Origin of the sequence: Enterobacter chengduensis (assembly GCF_001984825.2) — a bacterium.
Taxonomy (GTDB): domain Bacteria; phylum Pseudomonadota; class Gammaproteobacteria; order Enterobacterales; family Enterobacteriaceae; genus Enterobacter; species Enterobacter chengduensis.
On sequence record NZ_CP043318.1, the window covers coordinates 899,901 to 921,490 of the forward strand.

At 56.4% G+C, this 21,590-nt stretch carries 18 protein-coding genes and 1 pseudogene; 8 read left to right on the plus strand and 11 right to left on the minus strand.

Annotation, left to right across the window (positions count from 1 at the left end; translation table 11 throughout):
* Positions 1-7: 7 nt before the first annotated feature.
* Positions 8-2,713 (plus strand): preprotein translocase subunit SecA, encoded by a 2,706-nt coding sequence (secA, locus tag FY206_RS04335; RefSeq protein ID WP_077064278.1) that lies wholly within the window; start codon positions 8-10, stop codon positions 2,711-2,713.
* Between the two features lie 57 nt (positions 2,714-2,770).
* Positions 2,771-3,163, plus strand: a complete 393-nt coding sequence (gene mutT / locus FY206_RS04340; protein WP_032644070.1) for an 8-oxo-dGTP diphosphatase MutT — start codon at positions 2,771-2,773, stop codon at positions 3,161-3,163.
* A gap of 33 nt (positions 3,164-3,196) precedes the next feature.
* On the opposite strand, the gene yacG is transcribed toward mutT, so the two are convergent.
* Genes yacG through coaE form a run of 3 tightly spaced genes read right to left on the minus strand, consistent with a single transcriptional unit; the run spans position 3,197 to position 4,764 of the window.
* Positions 3,197-3,391: a DNA gyrase inhibitor YacG gene (gene yacG / locus FY206_RS04345; protein ID WP_032644071.1), complete on the minus strand. Its 195-nt coding sequence runs from the start codon at positions 3,389-3,391 to the stop codon at positions 3,197-3,199.
* A gap of 9 nt (positions 3,392-3,400) precedes the next feature.
* Positions 3,401-4,144 carry a cell division protein ZapD gene (gene zapD / locus FY206_RS04350; protein WP_032644072.1) on the minus strand — a complete coding sequence of 248 codons (744 nt, stop codon included), beginning with the start codon at positions 4,142-4,144 and terminating at the stop codon, positions 3,401-3,403.
* Positions 4,144-4,764: a dephospho-CoA kinase gene (gene coaE / locus FY206_RS04355; protein ID WP_032644073.1), complete on the minus strand. Its 621-nt coding sequence runs from the start codon at positions 4,762-4,764 to the stop codon at positions 4,144-4,146. The genes zapD and coaE overlap by 1 nt, the downstream gene beginning before the upstream one ends.
* 228 nt (positions 4,765-4,992) lie before the next feature.
* Between coaE and FY206_RS04360 the strand changes: the two genes are divergently transcribed.
* The gene (locus tag FY206_RS04360) at positions 4,993-6,036 is read left to right on the plus strand and encodes a GMP reductase (RefSeq protein ID WP_032644074.1); all 1,044 of its coding nucleotides are present in this window, start codon (positions 4,993-4,995) and stop codon (positions 6,034-6,036) included.
* A 42-nt stretch (positions 6,037-6,078) separates the two neighbouring features.
* On the opposite strand, the gene hofC is transcribed toward FY206_RS04360, so the two are convergent.
* The 4 genes and pseudogenes from hofC to nadC all read right to left on the minus strand — a co-directional run bounded on the left by hofC (position 6,079) and on the right by nadC (position 10,150).
* Positions 6,079-7,263 (minus strand): protein transport protein HofC, encoded by a 1,185-nt coding sequence (gene hofC, locus FY206_RS04365; RefSeq protein WP_032644075.1) that lies wholly within the window; start codon positions 7,261-7,263, stop codon positions 6,079-6,081.
* Positions 7,253-8,634 (minus strand): annotated as a pseudogene (gene gspE, locus FY206_RS04370) (type II secretion system protein GspE). Before gspE ends, hofC begins: the two are co-directional and overlap by 11 nt.
* Positions 8,635-8,644: 10 nt before the next feature.
* Positions 8,645-9,082 carry a prepilin peptidase-dependent pilin gene (gene ppdD / locus FY206_RS04375; protein WP_032644076.1) on the minus strand — a complete coding sequence of 146 codons (438 nt, stop codon included), beginning with the start codon at positions 9,080-9,082 and terminating at the stop codon, positions 8,645-8,647.
* Positions 9,083-9,256: 174 nt separating this feature from the next.
* Complete coding sequence (nadC, locus tag FY206_RS04380; RefSeq protein WP_032644077.1) at positions 9,257-10,150, minus strand: carboxylating nicotinate-nucleotide diphosphorylase; 894 nt, start codon at positions 10,148-10,150, stop codon at positions 9,257-9,259.
* A gap of 87 nt (positions 10,151-10,237) precedes the next feature.
* Here nadC and ampD point away from each other — a divergent pair, with 87 nt between their 5' ends.
* Together ampD and ampE are read left to right on the plus strand one after the other, a co-directional pair.
* Positions 10,238-10,789 carry a 1,6-anhydro-N-acetylmuramyl-L-alanine amidase AmpD gene (gene ampD / locus FY206_RS04385; RefSeq protein WP_032644078.1) on the plus strand — a complete coding sequence of 184 codons (552 nt, stop codon included), beginning with the start codon at positions 10,238-10,240 and terminating at the stop codon, positions 10,787-10,789.
* 9 nt (positions 10,790-10,798) lie between these two features.
* A complete protein-coding gene (gene ampE / locus FY206_RS04390; RefSeq protein WP_032644079.1) occupies positions 10,799-11,653 on the plus strand; it encodes a beta-lactamase regulator AmpE in 855 nt (284 codons plus the stop codon).
* Positions 11,654-11,671: 18 nt separating this feature from the next.
* On the opposite strand, the gene FY206_RS04395 is transcribed toward ampE, so the two are convergent.
* The 4 genes from FY206_RS04395 to FY206_RS04410 form a co-directional block, all read right to left on the minus strand.
* Positions 11,672-12,622, minus strand: coding sequence for a glycoside hydrolase family 43 protein (locus tag FY206_RS04395; protein WP_032644080.1), 951 nt, complete (start codon positions 12,620-12,622; stop codon positions 11,672-11,674).
* Between the two features lie 10 nt (positions 12,623-12,632).
* Entirely contained in the window at positions 12,633-14,030 is a 1,398-nt protein-coding gene (locus FY206_RS04400) for a glycoside-pentoside-hexuronide (GPH):cation symporter (RefSeq protein ID WP_077064277.1), read from the minus strand.
* A 164-nt stretch (positions 14,031-14,194) separates the two neighbouring features.
* The gene (gene aroP, locus FY206_RS04405) at positions 14,195-15,565 is read right to left on the minus strand and encodes an aromatic amino acid transporter AroP (protein WP_032644082.1); all 1,371 of its coding nucleotides are present in this window, start codon (positions 15,563-15,565) and stop codon (positions 14,195-14,197) included.
* 46 nt (positions 15,566-15,611) lie between these two features.
* A complete protein-coding gene (locus tag FY206_RS04410; RefSeq protein ID WP_080283038.1) occupies positions 15,612-15,839 on the minus strand; it encodes a hypothetical protein in 228 nt (75 codons plus the stop codon).
* Between the two features lie 263 nt (positions 15,840-16,102).
* On the opposite strand from FY206_RS04410, the gene pdhR reads away from it, so the two are divergent.
* The 3 genes from pdhR (at position 16,103) to aceF (ending at position 21,570) form a co-directional block, all read left to right on the plus strand.
* Positions 16,103-16,867: a pyruvate dehydrogenase complex transcriptional repressor PdhR gene (gene pdhR, locus FY206_RS04415; protein WP_014882565.1), complete on the plus strand. Its 765-nt coding sequence runs from the start codon at positions 16,103-16,105 to the stop codon at positions 16,865-16,867.
* 123 nt (positions 16,868-16,990) lie between these two features.
* Positions 16,991-19,654, plus strand: a complete 2,664-nt coding sequence (gene aceE, locus FY206_RS04420) for a pyruvate dehydrogenase (acetyl-transferring), homodimeric type (protein WP_032644083.1) — start codon at positions 16,991-16,993, stop codon at positions 19,652-19,654.
* 14 nt (positions 19,655-19,668) lie between these two features.
* Entirely contained in the window at positions 19,669-21,570 is a 1,902-nt protein-coding gene (gene aceF, locus FY206_RS04425; protein ID WP_032644084.1) for a pyruvate dehydrogenase complex dihydrolipoyllysine-residue acetyltransferase, read from the plus strand.
* Positions 21,571-21,590: the final 20 nt, after the last annotated feature.

Sequence of the window (21,590 nt, forward strand, 5' to 3'; positions counted from 1 at the left end):
ATTTATTATGCTAATCAAATTATTAACAAAAGTTTTCGGTAGTCGTAACGATCGTACTCTGCGCCGTATGCGCAAAGCTGTTGCCGTCATCAACGGTATGGAACCGGCGATGGAGAAGCTCTCCGATGACGAGCTGAAAGCAAAAACGGCGGAATTCCGTGCCCGTCTGGAAAAAGGCGAAACCTTAGAAAGCCTGATCCCGGAAGCGTTTGCCGTCGTGCGTGAAGCAAGTAAGCGCGTATTCGGCATGCGTCACTTCGACGTTCAGCTGCTGGGTGGTATGGTGCTGAACGAGCGCTGCATCGCGGAAATGCGTACCGGTGAAGGTAAAACCCTGACCGCAACGCTGCCGGCCTACCTGAACGCGCTGACCGGTAAAGGCGTTCACGTCGTTACCGTCAACGACTATCTGGCGCAGCGTGACGCCGAAAACAACCGTCCACTGTTTGAATTCCTCTGTATGACCGTGGGTATCAACATGTCCGGCCTGCCTGCGCCGGCCAAGCGTGAAGCGTACAATGCGGATATCACCTACGGTACAAACAACGAATACGGCTTCGACTACCTGCGCGACAACATGGCGTTTAGCCCGGAAGAGCGCGTACAGCGTAAGCTGCACTATGCGCTGGTGGATGAGGTGGACTCCATCCTGATCGATGAAGCGCGTACCCCGCTGATCATCTCCGGCCCGGCTGAAGACAGCTCCGAGATGTACCGTAAGGTCGACAAAATCATTCCACACCTGCTGCGTCAGGAGAAAGAAGACTCCGACACCTTCCTGGGTGAAGGTCACTTCTCCGTTGATGAAAAAGCGCGCCAGGTGAACCTGACCGAACGCGGTCTGGTGAAAATTGAAGAACTGCTGGTCGCTGAAGGCATTATGGAAGAGGGCGAGTCTCTCTACTCCCCGAGCAACATCATGCTGATGCACCACGTGACCGCCGCGCTGCGTGCGCACGCGCTGTTCACCCGCGACGTCGACTACATCGTTAAAGATGGCGAAGTGATCATCGTCGATGAACACACCGGCCGTACCATGCAGGGACGTCGCTGGTCTGACGGTCTGCACCAGGCTGTGGAAGCCAAAGAAGGTGTGGATATTCAGAATGAAAACCAGACGCTGGCGTCTATCACCTTCCAGAACTACTTCCGTCTGTACGAGAAGCTGGCGGGGATGACCGGTACTGCTGATACCGAAGCGTTTGAATTCAGCTCTATCTATAAGCTCGATACCGTTGTCGTTCCAACCAACCGTCCAATGATCCGTAAGGATATGCCGGATCTGGTCTACATGACCGAAGCGGAAAAAATTCAGGCCATTATTGAAGATATCCGCGACCGTACTGCGAAGGGCCAGCCGGTACTGGTGGGGACCATCTCCATCGAGAAATCCGAAGTGGTTTCCAATGAGCTGACGAAAGCGGGTATCAAACACAACGTTCTGAACGCCAAATTCCACGCCAAAGAAGCGGACATTGTTGCGCAGGCGGGCTATCCGGCTGCCGTGACCATCGCCACCAACATGGCGGGTCGTGGTACCGATATTATGCTGGGCGGTAGCTGGCAGGCTGAAGTGGCGGAGCTGGAAAACCCAACGCCAGAACAGATTGCCCAGATCAAAGCCGACTGGCAGGTGCGTCACGACGCGGTGCTGGCTTCCGGCGGTCTGCACATCATCGGTACCGAGCGTCACGAATCCCGTCGTATCGACAACCAGCTGCGTGGCCGTGCGGGTCGCCAGGGTGATGCCGGTTCATCCCGCTTCTACCTGTCTATGGAAGATGCGCTGATGCGTATTTTTGCCTCCGACCGCGTGTCCGGCATGATGCGTAAGCTGGGGATGAAGCCAGGTGAAGCCATTGAGCACCCGTGGGTGACCAAAGCGATCGCTAACGCACAGCGTAAAGTAGAAAGCCGCAACTTCGATATTCGTAAGCAGCTGCTGGAGTATGACGACGTGGCTAACGATCAGCGTCGTGCGATTTACACCCAGCGTAACGAACTGCTGGACGTGTCCGACGTGAGCGAAACCATCAACAGCATCCGCGAAGATGTGTTTAAAGCGACGATTGATGCGCATATTCCACCGCAGTCTCTGGAAGAAATGTGGGATATCGAAGGCCTGCAGGAACGTCTGAAAAACGACTTTGACCTCGAGCTGCCTATCAAAGAGTGGCTGGACAAAGAGCCTGAGCTGCACGAAGAGACCCTGCGCGAGCGCATCTATGAAACCGCGCTGGACGTTTACAAGCGTAAGGAAGAGGTCGTTGGCGCTGAGATGATGCGTCACTTCGAAAAAGGCGTGATGCTGCAGACGCTGGACTCCCTGTGGAAAGAGCACCTGGCGGCGATGGATTACCTGCGTCAGGGTATCCACCTGCGTGGCTATGCGCAGAAAGATCCGAAGCAGGAGTATAAGCGTGAATCCTTCTCGATGTTTGCCTCTATGCTGGAGTCACTGAAGTATGAAGTGATCAGCACCCTGAGCAAGGTTCAGGTGCGTATGCCGGAAGAAGTGGAGGCGATGGAGCAGCAGCGTCGTGAAGAGGCTGAACGTCTGGCACGAATGCAGCAGCTGAGCCATCAGACCGACGACAGCGAAGCCGCAGCGGCGATCGCCGCGCAGACCGGCGATCGTAAAGTGGGGCGTAACGATCCGTGCCCGTGCGGTTCTGGTAAAAAGTACAAGGCGTGCCACGGCCGTCTGAGCTAAGTTCATAAAAAAGCAAAAAGGCGCAGATTACTGCGCCTTTTTTATGGAAGCGACACTATGAAAATACTGCAAATTGCCGTCGGGATTATTCGCAACCCGCAAAATCAAATCTTTATCACCCAGCGCGCCGCCGACGCCCACATGGCAAACAAATGGGAGTTTCCTGGCGGGAAAATCGAATCAGGTGAAACGCCGGAAGAGGCGCTGGTACGGGAGCTTCAGGAAGAGGTAGGGATCACGCCGCTTGGTGCAACGCTGTTTGACAAGCTTGAGTACCAGTTTCCGGACAGGCACATCACGCTGTGGTTTTGGCTTGTCGAAAACTGGGAGGGGGAGCCCTGGGGAAAAGAGGGGCAGCCGGGTAACTGGGTGGAACTTCAGGCAAGTGATGCCGAAAAATTCCCGCCAGCCAACGAGCCTGTGATCCTGCGATTGGTCGAACAACAGTAGGCCTGCCGTGCGAAGCGCCAGCAGGCTTTCAAGCTATCGTTGCTCTTCGCTCCAGTCGTCGCTGTCCGAGAGATCGCCTTTGCTTGGAATGCGTTTCTCTTCCGCTGCCCATTCGCCCAGGTCGATTAGCTGGCAGCGCTTGCAGCAAAACGGGCGGAAAGGACTCACTTCGCCCCAAACAACGGTTTTGCCGCAGGTTGGGCAGCTTACGGTGGTCACATCAGACATCGGCACTCCTTAACAACAGGCCAGTTCAAAATCGAGACGTTCCGGCACGGTGCCATTTTCACTGTCCAGCGGCATAAAGCGAATCGCAAAGCGGCTCTTATGCCCGGAAATCTGTGGGTAAAGCTGTTCGCCAAGAGCCAGGTTGAGACGCAGAAGATCGGCATCATCACCGTTATCCTGGAAGAAACCATTCAGGCTGGTTTGCTTGCGGAACGGCGCAGAGTTGCGGATCAGATCGAGGATCAGTGCCAGCGTCTGGTGCATGGGCTCCAGGCTGGCGAGCCAGCTGTTTACCTGCGCGTCACGCTGCGCCTGGGGCATATGTAGCCACATATGCAGGGTCGGCAGGTCAAAACTACAGCAACCGCCAGGAATGCTCAGACGCTGTCGCACCAGGCCAATCAGGCGGTCTTCACGCAAAAACTGCCCGACGCGCGGTGCGGCCATCAGGACAGCGCTACTGCTTTTTAACTGCTGGCGGAGCGCGTCGATACGGCTCTGATCTACCCCGGGAACTTCAGTCCATGCCTGCAATTTACGCTGCTGGCGCTCCAGCTCTTTAAGCAGTTCTGTGCGGACATCGCCGCGTTCAATTACATCCAGGAGATCGCCTACGTTGCGGAAGAAGTGCAGCGCCGTAGCGTGATCGTTAACAGGCAGATGTTGTGAAAGCTGTTGAATAAGGAATTCGATGCGCAGCCAGGTACGCATTTTTTCATTGAGCGGATGCTCAAAAAGGATGTGTGTCGACATTATGGTTTTTCCTGTGCAGCGGCCTGCGCGGCAAACGTCAGATACTGCGCGTGCAGGCGGGCAACATCCGATGCAATGGCATCTGGTGCGCCGTTATTATCAATAACATCATCCGCTACGGCAAGGCGCTGAGCGCGCGTGGCCTGAGCGGCAAGAATTTGCTCAGCCTGTTCGCGAGAGACACCGTCGCGCGTCACGGTGCGCTGGATTTGCGTTTCAGGCGAGACATCAATGACCAGCACCCGATCGGCTTTATTCTGCAGCTGGTTCTCTACCAGCAAGGGGACCACCCACAGAACATACGGCGAGCGAGCTGCGGCCATCTGGCGCTGAGTTTCCTGGTGGATAATGGGGTGGAGCAGGGCATTAAGCCAGGCTTTTTCCGCAGAATCGGAAAAAATGCATTCGCGAAGCCGACGGCGATTTAGCGTGCCGTCCGCGTTGAGGATTGCCTGACCAAAATGGTCTTCGATGGTTTTTAGCGCGGGTGTATTAGGCTCTACCACCTGACGGGCAATGATATCGGCATCAATAATCGTAATGCCCAGACGAGAAAATGCGTCCGCAACGGTACTTTTGCCACTACCGATGCCGCCGGTTAATGCGACGATATACCCCATTAAATCAAATCCTGGGAATTATTCATTATTAAAATCAGTTGGTTGAATTTCAAACGTGCGTTAGCCATCGTTTAGCCCTGTTTACCGGCTTTTTACCAGGTAAATTTATAGGATTGTAGCGTAAAAAAAGAGAATTTCGCAGTCTTGCGGAGCAGGTATTAGTGCGTATGATAGCGTCACTGGAGTTGTGCTTTTAACATATTTGCCTCTAACCCCAGGAATCCGCACATGCGTATCGAAGAAGATCTGAAGTTAGGTTTCAAAGACGTTCTTATCCGCCCTAAACGCTCTACACTGAAAAGTCGCTCAGACGTTGAACTCGAACGTCAATTCACCTTTAAGCATTCCGGTCAGACGTGGTCTGGCGTGCCGATCATCGCTGCCAACATGGATACTGTGGGAACCTTTGAGATGGCAACCGCCCTGGCGCAGTTCGACATTCTCACCGCCGTACACAAGCACTACAGCCCGGAAGAGTGGAATGCGTTTGTTGCATCCGCCTCTGCGGATGTCGTGAAGCACGTGATGGTCTCCACCGGCACCTCTGATGCCGATTTCGAGAAGACCAAACAGATCCTGAATGCGAACCCGGCGCTCAGCTTCGTTTGTATTGACGTGGCGAACGGTTACTCCGAGCACTTCGTGCAGTTCGTCAGCAAGGCGCGCGAGGCCTGGCCGACGAAAACCATCATCGCGGGCAACGTGGTGACCGGTGAAATGTGTGAAGAGCTGATCCTTTCCGGTGCAGATATTGTGAAAGTGGGCATTGGCCCGGGCTCCGTGTGCACCACGCGCGTCAAAACCGGCGTTGGGTATCCGCAGCTGTCCGCCGTTATCGAATGTGCCGATGCGGCGCACGGCCTGGGCGGCCAGATCATCAGCGACGGCGGTTGCACCATGCCGGGCGATGTTGCAAAGGCCTTCGGCGGCGGCGCGGACTTCGTGATGCTCGGCGGTATGCTGGCAGGCCACGAAGAGAGCGGTGGTACTGTGGTTGAAGAGAACGGCGAGAAATTTATGCTGTTCTACGGCATGAGCTCTGAATCCGCAATGACCCGTCACGTCGGTGGTGTGGCAAAATACCGTGCGGCAGAAGGCAAAACCGTGAAGCTGCCTCTGCGCGGTCCGGTTGATAACACCGCGCGCGATATCCTCGGTGGCCTGCGCTCCGCCTGCACCTACGTGGGGGCATCCCGCCTGAAAGAGCTGACGAAGCGTACGACGTTTATTCGCGTTCAGGAACAGGAAAACCGCGTATTTAATAGCCTGTAAGGCTTTCGCTGGCGCATGCCCGTGCGCCAGCCCTGTTGAGCGTCATCCCGCACTCATCGCATCCCCCAGATGGAAAATAGGCAGGTACATTGCCACCACCAGCGTGCCGATGATGACCCCCGTCACAATCAGAAGTATGGGTTCCAGAAGTGCCGCCAGGCTATCTGCCCGCTGAAAGGTCTGTTCCGTGTGATGCCGGGCGAGGTTTGCCAGCATGATGTCCAGCGCGCCCGACATTTCGCCGGTTCGTAAAAGCTGAATACAGAGCGGGGTAAAGATGGCCGCTTTCTGAAAGGATGACCAGACCGGGTGTCCTTTCTCAATGTCCTCACGAACGCCTGCGAGTATTCCCCGCCAGTAACGACTTTCCACGGTCTCCTCCGCGCTCTCAAGGCCCTGTAAAAAGGGGATGCCGGCCTGCTGCGTGAGTGACAGGACGGTAAAGATGTGCCCCAGCTTTTGACCTTTTGCCAGTTCGCCCATCACCGGCGTATGCATCAGCATGCGCTGCCAGCGCGGATTCTGCCGCAAAGACCAGGCCGCGGCTGCGGGGACTAACAACGCGGCGAACAATGCGAGGGCATATGACCGCATAAATTCGGCCATCCCCATGACCATCTGCGTCAGCATCGGGAGCGGTGTGTTAAACGTTTTGTAGATCGCAGCAAACTCGGGCAAGACCAGGGTGACCATCGCCAGCACCACGAGCACGGCCAGCGTCAGGACGATCGCCGGGTAGCGCAGCGCCTTTTTCACTTTTGCACTGAGCTGCTGCTGCGCTTTTTGCTGCTCAGCGAGCTGGCGACAGCACGCCTCCAGCTTGCCCGTGAGCTCACCGGTTTTCACCATCGAGACATGCAGTGGGCTAAACACCGCAGGCCATTTTTTTAGCAGTTCAGAAAAGGGGGCTCCCTCGCTGAGCTCATCGGCAATGCTTTGCAGCAGCGCCTGCCACGGCCTTAACGGATGTTGCTCTGCCAGCATCTGCAGGCTGTGGGCTAATGTTAGCCCGGCCTGCAGAAGGGTTGCGAGCTGGCGAAACATCTCGTAGCAGTGATGTGGCCGCCAGCGGTGTCGCTGAGCACATCGGGTCAGGGTCAGAGGATGAAGATCGTTATGCATCAGCCAGATGCAGGCCGCATTGCGGTCTGTGGCCCAGAGTGTCCCGCTTCGGGATTCTCCCTCTTTGGTGAGCGCTCGCCAGCGCCAGAGCAGATTAGACGCCATTTGGCATTCCCAGAACGCGCACCAGCTCTTCGAGCGTGGTTAGCCCTTGTTCGACGGCCATGCAGCCGTGCTCAAAAAGAGAAAGCATTCCCGCCTGCCGGGCGCTTGCCTCTATCACTTCTGTTCCCGCCCCGCTGGCAATCGCCTGCCGCAGGGCGCTGTCGATTGTGAGTACTTCAAAAATGGCCACGCGGCCATAAAAACCGTGATAGCAACGATCGCAGCCGGTCGGCTGCCAGCGCGGAAGCGGTCTGGACCACACGGCGCGCGGTAATTGAGCCTGCTCGCTGGCTTCCCGGCGACAGTGTGGGCACAGACGCCGGACCAGCCGCTGGGCAATGACCATCGACAGCGCGGAAGATATCATCCATCGCGCGACGCCCATCTGTTCCAGGCGAATCAGGGTTTCCGTCGTCGAGTTGGTGTGCAGGGTCGACAACACCAGATGTCCGGTCTGGGCGGCATTGATGGCAATGTCTGCCGTTTCTCCGTCACGGATTTCGCCGACCATAATGATGTCTGGATCCTGACGCAGCAGCGCCCGGAGCACGCTCTGGAAGGTTAAGCCCGCCCGAGGATTAATCTGCGTCTGGTTTAATCCCGCAAGGGGGATCTCAATGGGATCCTCCACGCTGCAGATGTTGACGTCTGGGGTATTTCGCGCCTGCAGCGCGCTGTACAGCGTCACGGTTTTGCCGCTGCCGGTAGGGCCAGTGACCAGAATCAGCCCCTGCGGCTGGTGAAGCACCTCATTAAACCTGGCCAGCTGTTCAGCACTCATGCCAAGCGCTTTTGGCTCAAGGGCCTGCTGAACCTGATGCAGAAGACGCAGCACGATTTTCTCGCCGCCGCTGCAGGGAAGCGTCGCGATCCGAAACGAGACCGGCTCGTTGGCCAGCTCAATCGTAAACTGACCGTCCTGAGGCAAACGACGTTCTGCAATATCCAGGTTACCCAGCACTTTAAGCGCGCGCTGAACAGGCTGGCCAGCGAGGCGGATAGCGGAGGCTGCGGGCAAAGTACGCCGTCGATGCGTAAACGGATCTGGCATGCGTGCTCCATCGGTTCGATGTGAATGTCGGAGGCGCGTTGGTTGATCGCCTGCTGCAGCGTGTGGTTGAGGATATCCACCGCGGAGCGTGCCTGTGAAACGACGGGCAGATGCGCTTGCGACGTTAGCTGCCGGTGTTTTTCCATGCGTTCAGCGCTCCAGCACTCAATATCGATCCGTTTCTGGGTCGCGAAGCGCAGCGCCTCCATGAGTTCAGTCGCGGGGGTGCCCACGACGGCAATGCTCACTTTGTCCCCGTCGCTGGTAAGCAGCAGAGCGTGATGGCGCTGGCAAAGCGCGACGAGCTGGTCGGTATTCATTGTCCGCACCTCAGTTAGTGTCGAAGCGGAAAACGTCTTCGCAGGCCTGCTTCAGGGCGCTGTCAGCACTGGTATTGCAGTCACGCATCCAGCCCGTCATCCCGTTGCCGTCGTTCCACTGTGGCGTCATGACCACCTCAAGCCCGCTAAGACTCTCCTGTCCCGTTAAGGTCACGATCCCTTTCGCCACGCTCATTCCTGAAACGTAGCGTGTGGTCGTGGGGGACGGAATGCCGTTGCTGCCCGCATCGCAGCTCGCCACGCCACCATGGTCCAGCGCGCAAAGCTCAATGGCCGTGCGGTAGGGAACGAAGGTTTGCAGCATATCGGTGAGTGCTGCCTTGCGCAGGTAGTTCTGATAGGCGGGAACGCCGATGGCGCTCAGAATCGCAATAATGCCGATGACCACCATCAGCTCAATAAGTGTGAATCCTTGTTGTCTGTCCATATCCGCTCCTTTTGCAAAGTGGCGCTACTTTGTCAGCGGAAAAAAGCAGAGACGAGGGGCAAAAAAGGGAACGGGAAGGGGGCTTCAGAGAAATTTTTGAGGGTTGCAGCGAAGAACAGCGGATTTGCGAGCGGGGCTGAATTTCCCCTCTCCGGGCGGAGAGGGGAGAAGGCGCTATTTGAAGCGCATTGAGAGGTCGAGGGCGCGAACGTGCTTTGTCAGCGCGCCGACGGAGATGTAATCCACGCCGGTTTCGGCAAACTCACGGATCGTGTCGAATGTGACGTTCCCGGACACTTCAAGCCGGGCCCGGCCGTTTGTCAGTTTTACCGCCTCGCGCATCTGCTCTGTTTCGAAGTTATCGAGCATGATGATATCGGCCCCGGCCTTAATCGCCTGCTCAAGTTCTTCAAGGCTTTCGACTTCCACCTCAACGGGCACGTCCGGATGCAGCCAGAAGGCTTTCTCCACCGCCTGACGCACGGAGCCAGAGGCAATAATGTGGTTCTCTTTAATCAGGAAGGCGTCGGATAAGCCCAGACGATGGTTTGCGCCACCCCCGCAGAGGACCGCATACTTCAGGGCCGTGCGCAGGCCCGGCAGCGTTTTGCGGGTATCCAGCAGCTGGGTACGGGTACCGGCCAGCAGGTCAGCGTAGCGACGCACTTCACTGGCCACGCCAGAAAGCGTCTGTACAAAATTGAGCGCGGTGCGTTCGCCGGTCAGCAGGACGCGGGAAGGGCCGTCCAGCTCAAACAGCGGCTGGTTTGGCGTGACGGTATCGCCGTCCTCCACGTGCCATGTTACCTGCACGTCATCGCCCGCCAGCTGCGTGAACACCTCTTCAACCCAGCGCTTGCCGCAAAAAACGCCCTCTTCGCGGGTGATAATGACCGCGTGCGAGCGCGTCTCTTTCGGCAACAATTGTGCGGTAATATCATTGTCGGCATTCACGTCACCGCCCAGATCTTCTTTCAAAGCATGGGCAACGCTTGCCGGAATATCCATAGTAATACGTTCCAGAAGCGCTTCACGTCGGTGGTCGGGGTTGTAGCGGCGAGGCGGCATGATAAAACTCCAAATTGGTAACGAATCATAATATTGAAACATGCTACTCTGAACCGAGTAACAGCACCATACATAAGGAGTTCCAGCATGTTGTTAGAAAACGGATGGCTGGTGGACGCGCGGCATGTGCCTTCGCCGCACCACGATTGCCGCCCGGAGGATGAAAAGCCCACACTGCTGGTGGTTCATAATATTAGTCTCCCGCCGGGTGAGTTTGGCGGCCCGTGGATCGATGCGTTATTCACGGGAACGATAGATCCCGATGCCCATCCTTTCTTTGCTGAGATTGCCCATCTGCGCGTGTCGGCTCACTGTCTGATTCGTCGCGACGGTGAAGTGATTCAGTATGTTCCCTTTGATAAACGCGCCTGGCATGCCGGGGTGTCGATGTATCACGGGCGCGAACGGTGCAATGATTTTTCTATCGGCATCGAGCTGGAAGGCACGGATACCACGCCTTACACCGATGCGCAGTATCAGCAGCTAGCGGCTCTGACCCGCACGCTTATCCGACGCTACCCGGCCATTGCCGACAATATTACGGGACACAGTGATATTGCCCCGGCGAGAAAAACCGATCCCGGCCCGGCCTTTGACTGGCCCCGCTTTCGCGCCATGCTCACCGCGTCGTCAGAATAAGGAGATACCATGACGTTGTTTACCATGCTGCTGGTTATCATTGCCGAACGCCTGTTCAAGCTCGGCGAGCACTGGCATCTGGATCACCGGCTGGAGGTGTTATTCCGCCGGATTAAGCACTTTTCGATGCTGCGCACGCTGCTGATGATGGCAGGTGTGATGGTGATTACCTTCCTGCTGCTGCGCGCGCTGTACGGACTCTTTTTCAACGTGCCGCTGCTGGTGGTGTGGATCCTGCTTGGGGTGCTGTGCATTGGTGCGGGCAAGGTGCGTTTGCACTATCACGCCTACCTGAAGGCCGCCTCCCGTGACGATGCCCACGCGCGCGGCGCCATGGCGAGCGAGCTGACGATGATCCACGGCGTGCCGCCGGACTGCGACGAACGCGAGTTTCTGCGCGAGCTGCAGAACGCGCTGCTGTGGATTAACTTCCGTTACTACCTGGCGCCGCTGTTCTGGTTTGTGGTGGGCGGCCCGTGGGGGCCGGTGTTGCTGATGGGGTATGCCTTCCTGCGCGCCTGGCAGACCTGGCTTGCCCGCTATCTGACGCCGCATGAGCGTTTGCTCTCCGGCATCGATGCCATCCTGCACGTGCTCGACTGGCTACCGGTGCGTCTGGTGGGCGTGGTGTACGCGCTCATTGGGCACGGTGAAAAAGCGCTGCCCGCATGGTTCGCTTCGCTCGGCGATCGCCATACGTCGCAGTACCAGGTACTCACGCGCCTGGCGCAGTTCTCGCTGGCGCGCGAGCCGCATACCGACAAGATTGAAACGCCAAAAGCGGCGGTTTCAATGGCAAAGAAAACCTCGTTTGTGGTGGTGGTTGTTGTGGCGCTGCTGACCATTTACGGCACGCTGGTGTAGGCCAGCGCGCCGTAAAGATTAAAGCGAATCCGCAGGCGGGATGCCGAAATCAGGCATCCCGTTTTCGTCCCAGCGGACCCGCTTCAGGCGGGTATGACGGTTCGGATCGTACAGCGGATCGCCCTCAATTTCGGTGTAGTTCCGCGCGTGATACACCAGCACATCTTCCCCTTCCGGCGTTTGCGTGAAGCTATTGTGTCCCGGCCCGTACTGGCGGTTTTCGTAACTGGTGGCGAATACCGGACGCGGAGATTTGTGCCAGTTCGCTGGGTTTTGCGGATCGGCTGTCAGGTCAATCCACAGCAGCCCCATGCAGTAGTTCTCGTCGGTGGCGCTCGCGGAATAGCTGATAAACAGCTTATCGCCGTGAAACAGCACCGCCGGGCCTTCGTTAACCCAAAAACCGCGACACTCCCAGTCATGCTCCGGCTTGCTGAGCATCACCGGCTCGCCTTTGAGCGTCCATGGGTTCGCCATTTCGCACAGGTAAAGGTTGGAGTTACCTGAGATATCCGGCGCCTTTTGCGCCCACAGGTACCAGCGCTTGTCCTGATGCACAAAGGTGGTGGCGTCCAGGGCGAAGGTGTCGAACGGCGTTTTTATCTGGCCTTTTTCCACCCACGTGCCGGTGAGCGGATCGCTTTCGGCACATTCAATGGCAAACATGCGGTGCTGGAACATCCCGAGCGCGTCGAGCGCCTGGGTGTGCGTCGCGGCAAAATAGATGTACCACTTCCCGTCGATGTGGTGCAGTTCCGGGGCCCAGATAAGCTGGCTCATGGGGCCGTCGTCGGGTTTACGCCAGACCACCACCTCTTCGGCGCTGCGCAAGCCCTCCAGCGAGTCAGCACGGCGGATAGCCAGCCTGTCGTACTCCGGCACGGAGGCGATAAAGTAGTACTGCCCCGCGTGATGTAAAATGTACGGGTCGGCGCGTTGTTCAATAAACGGGTTTGGCCAGGTTTGCATGCAACTTTCCTTATTTTGTCTCTGCGGCTTTGAGTTCCTGATAAGCGTTCAGCTCGCGGTAGTTGGCGCGGCGCTTCTCCAGATCGGACTGGATCATCTTCATGGTTTCGCGGTCCACCTTCAGCAGACGCACCACGCCCGCGGTAATTAAGTATCCAACGCCGGGAATGACGGTGAAGAGCAGCACGATCCCGTTAATGGCCTCCGCGCTTTGCGCTTTTGCGCCCGCGTCGTAGCCGTACCAGGAGAGCAGGAAGCCGACCATCGCCCCGGCAATCGCCAGCCCCAGCTTGAGGAAGAAGATGTTGCCGGAGAAGCTGATCCCGGTGATGCGTTTTCCGGTTTTCCACTCGCCGTAGTCGTCCACGTCGGCCATCAGCGACCAGTGCAGCGGAGACGGGATCTGGTGCAGAACGTTCAGCAGGACGTAGAGCACCACGATGGTGACGGTGGCTTTCGGGTCGAAGAAATAAAAGGCGGTTGAGAAAATCGCCAGCACGATATTGGTCCAGAAGAAGACCTTCAGCTTACACCAGCGGTCGGTTAGCACTTTTGCCAGCACGCTGCCAAACATCATGCCGATGACCCCCAAGCTGATAAACAGGGTGGCGAAGTGTGTGCTCTGGCCCATTACCCAGGTGACGTAATACATGGTGGCCGCCATGCGGATAAAGCCCGGACAGACGTTGCACAGCGTTAGCAGCAGAATGCGCACCCACTGATCGTTTTTCCACACGTCTTTTAGATCGTTTTTCAGCTCGTCGTGGGTCTGCACCGCCGGGCGCACGCGTTCGCGCACGGTGGCGAAGCAGAACAGGAACATACAGGTCCCAATCAGCGCCAGCACGGTCATTGCCATCTGGTAGCCTCTGGCTTTGTTCTCCCCGCCAAACCAGTCGGCCATCGGCAGCAGCGTTAATGAGAGCAGCAGCGTGGCGATGCCGACCAGCACGAAGCGATACGACTGGCAGGCGACGCGCTCTTTCGGGTCGTTGGTGATCACCCCGCCCAGCGAGCAGTAGGGAATATTAATCGCCGTGTAGGTCAGCGACAGCAGGAAGTAGGTGACAAACGCATAGATAACTTTGCTGTTATAGCTCCACTCCGGCGTGGTGAACATCAGGATGCTAAACAGCGCATAGGGGAAGGCGATCCACAGCAGCCATGGACGAAACCGACCATATTTGCTGCGGGTGCGGTCGGCAATCGCGCCCATGATCGGGTCCGTTACGGCGTCAATCACGCGGACAGACAGCAGCAGCACGCCGACCAGCGCAGGGGCAAGGCCAAAAATATCCGTATAAAAATAGTTAACAAACAGCATGATGGCGCCAAAGATGATGTTGCAACCTGCATCGCCCATCCCATAGCCGATCTTTTCTTTCACTGACAGTTTAGCGTTATCCATAGCCTGCTCTCCGGGTTTCGGTATGGAGAGAATTATTTGCTGGCAAAGGGATATATGCGTTGCAGTATCGGGGCGGTGATATGGATAAAAACGCTGTAGGAATGAAAGTGTGAGGGAGGTAACAACGCGCGGCACCCGCGAAAGCAGGCGCCGCGCAGAGAGGCTTAGTGGGCCTTCATGGCCTTACGGCTTTTTTGACTGAAGAGATAGCCCACGCCCAGGATCGCAATCCAGACCGGGATCAGGTAGACGGAAATCGCCATACCCGGCGTGATCAGCATGATCACCAGCACCGCCGCCATAAACAGCAGGCAGATCCAGTTGCCCAGCGGATAAAGCAGGGCAGGGAAGCGGGTGGTGACGCCCTGCTGCTGTTTTGCGCGGCGGAACTTGATGTGCGCCAGGCTGATCATCGCCCAGTTGATGACCAGGGCAGAGACCACCAGCGCCATCAGCAGGCCAAACGCCGACTCGGGAGCCATATAGTTAATCAGCACGCACAGGGCGGTCACGACCGCCGAAACGAGAATAGTATTGACCGGCACGCCGCGCTTATCGACGTTGAGCAACGCTTTTGGCGCGTTGCCCTGCTGGGCCAGGCCGAACAGCATGCGGCTGTTGCAGTAAACGCAGCTGTTATAAACGGAGAGCGCCGCGGTCAGCACCACGATGTTCAGGGCGTTAGCCACAAAGGTGTCGCCCAGCTCGTGGAAGATCAGGACAAACGGGCTGGTGTCAGCGGTCACGCGCGTCCACGGCAGCAGGGAGAGCAGGACGGCCAGCGAGCCCACATAGAAGATCAGGATGCGGTAGATAACCTGGTTCGTGGCCTTTGGAATGCTCTGCTCCGGGTTGTCGGCTTCTGCGGCGGTGATACCCACCAGCTCCAGACCGCCGAAGGAGAACATGATAATGGCCATCATCATCACCAGGCCCGTCATGCCGTGCGGCAGGAAGCCGCCCTGTTCCCAGAGGTTGCGCACGGTGGCCTGCGGGCCGCCGTTGCCGCTGAACAGCAGCCAGCCGCCGAAGATAATCATCGCCACCACGGCAATAACCTTGATGATGGCAAACCAGAACTCCATCTCGCCGAACACTTTTACGTTGGTCAGGTTAATGGCGTTGATAATGACGAAGAAGGCTGCAGCAGAAGCCCAGGTTGGGATCTCGGGATACCAGAACTGAATATACTTCCCGACGGCGGTCAGTTCGGCCATGGCAACCAGAACGTACAGCACCCAGTAGTTCCAGCCCGAGGCGAAGCCGGCAAAGCTGCCCCAGTACTTATAGGCAAAGTGGCTAAAGGAGCCCGCGACCGGCTCTTCCACTACCATTTCGCCCAGCTGGCGCATGATCAGAAAAGCAATGAAACCCGCAATCGCGTAACCCAAAATAATGCCCGGACCGGCAGACTGGATAACGGATGCGCTGCCCAGAAACAGGCCGGTACCAATCGCACCGCCCAGTGCGATGAGCTGTATATGGCGGTTTTTAAGCCCGCGCTTTAGCTGATCGCCGTGCTGTTGAGCTTCCATTTGAAACCTCGTGTGTGGTTGTTATGTTCACGCTGAGCGTGTGTAATTATGAAAATCCATATTCTGTATTTATTTCTTTACGGTAAACGAGACCGAAAAAAGCGGAGATGACTTCCGTAAGCGCAAGAATAGTGGTAAGCGCCTGCGAATGCACCTGCTTTATGAAGGGGTGATGACGACTTGAATAAAAAGAAAGCATTTGTAAATCGGCCCGCTCGTTGTTCCTCACCCAACCTATAGAATAGAAATGCGCCGTAAGTGGGCGAATTTTCATTATTTGCCCTGTTGAATCGCTTCAGATTGCAAAAACCCTCGTTTCATTATGGTTAAAACTCCCTCTTTGTGAGTAATCAACTCATTTGTGCAAAGTTACATTTCTGAAACGTTATTTCTGTAAGGTTGTTAAAATGTGCAGGGTTTACTGATTTCAATCAAAACCAATATGGACAGAAGGTGAATACTTTGTTACTTTAGCGATACGAAATAGAAATTGGTAAGACCAATTGACTCCGGGCAAAAAGGCGTAAGACAGGGAATATGGCCTACAGCAAAATTCGCCAACCAAAACTATCTGATGTGATTGAGCAGCAGCTGGAGTTTTTAATCCTCGAAGGGACTCTGCGCCCGGGTGAGAAACTTCCGCCAGAACGCGAGCTGGCAAAACAGTTCGACGTTTCACGTCCCTCTCTGCGTGAGGCGATTCAACGTCTCGAAGCAAAGGGCTTGCTGCTTCGTCGCCAGGGCGGCGGAACCTTTGTGCAAAACAGCCTGTGGCAGAGCTTCAGCGATCCGCTGGTAGAACTTCTCTCTGACCACCCAGAATCCCAGTTTGACCTGCTTGAGACCCGTCACGCGCTTGAAGGTATTGCGGCCTATTACGCCGCCCTTCGCAGCACTGATGAAGATCGCGTGCGCATACGCGAACTGCATCAGGCCATTGAACGGGCACAGCAGTCCGGCGATTTAGACGCCGAGTCCAGCGCCGTCGTCCAGTATCAAATCGCCGTCACCGAAGCAGCCCACAACGTGGTGCTCCTCCATCTGCTACGCTGCATGGAGCCGATGCTGGCCCAGAACGTTCGTCAGAATTTTGAATTGTTGTATGCCCGTCGGGAGATGCTCCCACTGGTAAGCAACCATCGCACCCGAATATTCGAGGCGATAATGGCCGGGGAACCGGAGCAGGCGCGCGAAGCGTCGCACCGTCACCTGGCTTTCATTGAGGAAATCTTGCTGGACCGCAGCCGTGAACAATCGCGTCGCGAACGTTCATTACGCCGCATACAGCAACGAAAGGATTAAGCGCCAGGTACTTTTAGAGCGCGGCAACTAAACGCAGAACCTGTCTTATTGTGTTTTCTGACGAAAATACAATGGGACAGGTTCCAGACAAATCAACGTATTAGATAGATAAGGAATACCCCCATGTCAGAACGTCTCCAAAATGACGTGGATCCGATCGAAACTCGCGACTGGCTACAGGCGATCGAATCGGTCATCCGTGAAGAAGGTGTTGAGCGCGCTCAGTATCTGATTGATCAGCTGCTTTCTGAAGCCCGCAAAGGCGGCGTGAAGGTAGCTTCAGGTGCAGGGGCTAGCAACTACGTAAACACGATTGCCGTCGAAGACGAACCGGAATACCCGGGCAATCTGGATCTGGAACGTCGTATCCGTTCAGCTATCCGCTGGAACGCCATCATGACCGTTCTGCGCGCGTCCAAGAAAGACCTGGAGCTGGGTGGCCACATGGCGTCCTTCCAGTCTTCTGCGACCGTTTACGAAGTGTGCTTCAACCACTTCTTCCGTGCAGCGAACGAGAAAGACGGCGGCGATCTGGTATACTTCCAGGGCCACATCTCTCCGGGCATCTATGCACGCGCATTCCTGGAAGGTCGTCTGACTGAAGAGCAGATGAACAACTTCCGTCAGGAAGTTCACGGTAAAGGTCTGTCTTCTTACCCGCACCCTAAACTGATGCCTGAATTCTGGCAGTTCCCGACCGTATCTATGGGTCTGGGTCCAATCGGTGCGATCTACCAGGCGAAATTCCTGAAGTATCTGGAACACCGTGGTCTGAAAGACACCTCCGAGCAGACCGTTTACGCCTTCCTGGGCGACGGCGAAATGGATGAGCCAGAATCTAAAGGTGCGATCACCATCGCCACCCGTGAGAAGCTGGACAACCTGTGCTTCATCATCAACTGTAACCTGCAGCGTCTGGATGGTCCGGTAACCGGTAACGGCAAGATCATCAACGAACTGGAAGGCATCTTCGCCGGTGCTGGCTGGAACGTAATCAAAGTCATGTGGGGCGGTCGTTGGGATGAGCTGCTGCGTAAAGACACCAGCGGTAAGCTGATCCAGCTGATGAACGAAACCGTTGACGGCGACTACCAGACCTTCAAATCCAAAGACGGTGCCTACGTGCGTGAGCACTTCTTCGGCAAATACCCTGAAACCGCAGCGCTGGTTGCAGACTGGACTGACGAGCAGATCTGGGCCCTGAACCGCGGTGGTCACGATCCGAAGAAAGTTTACGCTGCACTGAAAAAAGCGCAGGAAACCAAAGGTAAAGCGACTGTGATCCTGGCCCATACCATCAAAGGTTACGGCATGGGTGATACCGCAGAAGGTAAAAACATCGCGCACCAGGTTAAGAAAATGAACATGGACGGCGTGCGTTATATCCGCGACCGTTTCAACGTTCCAGTGACCGATGAGCAGGTAGAAAACCTCTCTTACATCACCTTCCCGGAAGGTTCTGAAGAGCACAAGTACCTGCACGAACGTCGTCAGGCGCTGAAAGGCTACCTGCCAGCTCGCCAGCCTAACTTCACCGAGAAGCTGGAACTGCCAGCGCTGGAAGACTTCTCTCAGCTGCTGGAAGAGCAGAACAAAGAGATCTCCACCACTATCGCTTTCGTTCGTGCCCTGAACGTGATGCTGAAGAACAAGTCGATCAAAGATCGCCTGGTGCCAATCATCGCCGACGAAGCGCGTACTTTCGGTATGGAAGGTCTGTTCCGTCAGATCGGTATCTACAGCCCGAACGGCCAGCAGTACACCCCGCAGGACCGTGAGCAGGTTGCCTACTACAAAGAAGACGAGAAAGGTCAGATCCTGCAGGAAGGTATCAACGAGCTGGGCGCAGGCGCATCCTGGCTGGCTGCTGCGACCTCTTACAGCACCAACAACCTGCCGATGATCCCGTTCTACATCTACTACTCCATGTTCGGGTTCCAGCGTATCGGTGACCTGTGCTGGCAGGCAGGCGACCAGCAGGCTCGCGGCTTCCTGGTAGGCGGTACGTCCGGTCGTACGACCCTGAACGGTGAAGGGCTGCAGCACGAAGATGGTCACAGCCACATTCAGTCTCTGACTATCCCTAACTGTATCTCTTACGACCCGTCTTACGCGTACGAAGTGGCAGTCATCATGCATGACGGTCTGCAGCGCATGTACGGTGAAGCGCAAGAGAACATTTACTACTACATCACCACCCTGAACGAAAACTACCACATGCCGGCCATGCCAGCAGGTGCCGAGGAAGGTATCCGTAAAGGTATCTACAAGCTCGAAACCATTGAAGGTAGCAAAGGTAAAGTTCAGCTGCTGGGCTCCGGCTCTATCCTGCGTCACGTGCGTGAAGCCGCGCAGATCCTGGCGAACGACTACGGCGTGGGTTCCGACGTGTACTCTGTGACTTCCTTCACCGAACTGGCGCGTGATGGCCAGGATTGTGAGCGCTGGAACATGCTGCACCCGCTGGAAACCCCACGCGTTCCGTACATCGCTCAGGTGATGAACGACGCGCCAGCGGTGGCGTCTACTGACTATATGAAACTGTTCGCTGAGCAGGTTCGTACTTACGTTCCAGCTGATGATTATCGCGTACTGGGTACTGACGGCTTCGGTCGTTCTGACAGCCGCGAAAACCTGCGTCACCACTTCGAAGTTGATGCTTCTTACGTGGTTGTAGCAGCACTGGGCGAACTGGCTAAACGTGGCGAAATCGATAAGAAAGTGGTTGCGGACGCAATCACCAAATTCAACATCGATGCAGAAAAAGTTAACCCGCGTCTGGCGTAAGAGGTAAAAGAATAATGGCTATCGAAATCAATGTACCGGACATCGGGGCTGATGAAGTTGAAATCACCGAGATCCTGGTCAAAGTAGGCGACAAAGTTGAAGCTGAACAGTCGCTGATCACCGTAGAAGGCGACAAAGCCTCTATGGAAGTCCCGTCTCCTCAGGCTGGCATCGTTAAAGAGATCAAAGTCTCCGTTGGCGATAAAACCGAGACCGGCAAACTGATCATGATTTTCGATTCCGCCGACGGTGCAGCAGTTGCTGCACCTGCGCAGGAAGAGAAGAAAGAAGCCGCTCCGGCCGCCGCTGCTCCTGCAGCTGCCGCGGCAGCGAAAGAAGTTAACGTGCCTGACATCGGCGGTGACGAAGTTGAAGTCACTGAGATCCTGGTGAAAGTGGGCGATACCGTTGCGGCCGAGCAGTCGCTGATCACCGTAGAAGGCGACAAAGCCTCTATGGAAGTGCCGGCGCCGTTCGCGGGTACCGTTAAAGAGATCAAGATCAACACCGGCGACAAAGTGTCTACTGGCTCCCTGATTATGGTCTTCGAAGTGGCGGGTGCTGCACCTGCTGCTGCCCCGGCTCAGGCGGCTGCTCCGGCACCTGCCGCTGCTCCAGCTGCGGCTGGCGGTGCGAAAGACGTGAACGTGCCTGACATCGGCGGTGACGAAGTTGAAGTGACCGAAGTGATGGTGAAAGTGGGCGATAAAGTTGCCGCTGAGCAGTCACTGATCACCGTTGAAGGCGACAAGGCTTCTATGGAAGTCCCAGCGCCGTTCGCCGGTACCGTTAAAGAGATCAAAATCAGCACCGGCGACAAAGTGTCTACCGGCTCTCTGATCATGGTCTTCGAAGTGGAAGGCGCTGCGCCTGCCGCTGCTCCGGCGGCCGCGGCTGCGCCGGCACCGGCTGCTGCACCGGCTCAGGCTGCTAAACCAGCTGCTGCCCCTGCTGCGAAAGCGGAAGGCAAATCTGAGTTCGCTGAAAACGACGCTTACGTCCACGCGACTCCGCTGATTCGCCGCCTGGCGCGCGAGTTCGGTGTGAACCTGGCGAAAGTGAAAGGGACCGGCCGTAAGGGTCGTATCCTGCGCGAAGACGTTCAGACCTACGTGAAAGACGCGGTGAAACGCGCCGAAGCTGCACCAGCTGCAGCCGCCGGTGGCGGTATCCCGGGCATGCTGCCATGGCCGAAAGTCGACTTCAGCAAGTTCGGCGAAATCGAAGAAGTGGAGCTGGGCCGCATCCAGAAAATCTCTGGTGCTAACCTGAGCCGTAACTGGGTGATGATCCCGCACGTTACGCACTTCGACAAAACCGATATCACCGATCTGGAAGCGTTCCGTAAACAGCAGAACGCCGAAGCCGAGAAGCGCAAGCTGGACGTGAAATTCACCCCAGTGGTCTTCATCATGAAGGCCGTTGCCGCTGCACTTGAGCAGATGCCACGCTTCAACAGCTCCCTGTCCGAAGACGGCCAGAAGCTGACGCTGAAGAAATACATCAACATCGGTGTTGCGGTTGATACGCCAAATGGTCTGGTTGTTCCGGTCTTCAAGGACGTGAACAAGAAGAGCATCACCGAGCTGTCCCGCGAACTGACCGTGATCTCCAAGAAAGCGCGTGATGGTAAGCTGACTGCCGGCGAAATGCAGGGCGGCTGCTTCACGATCTCCAGCATCGGCGGCCTGGGTACCACCCACTTCGCGCCGATTGTTAACGCGCCGGAAGTGGCGATCCTTGGCGTGTCCAAGTCCGCCATGGAGCCGGTGTGGAATGGCAAAGAGTTCATGCCGCGTCTGATGATGCCAATCTCTCTGTCCTTCGACCACCGCGTGATCGACGGTGCTGATGGTGCGCGCTTCATCACCATCATCAACAACATGCTGAGCGACATTCGCCGCCTGGTGATGTAATCGAAAAGCCGGCCAGTCGG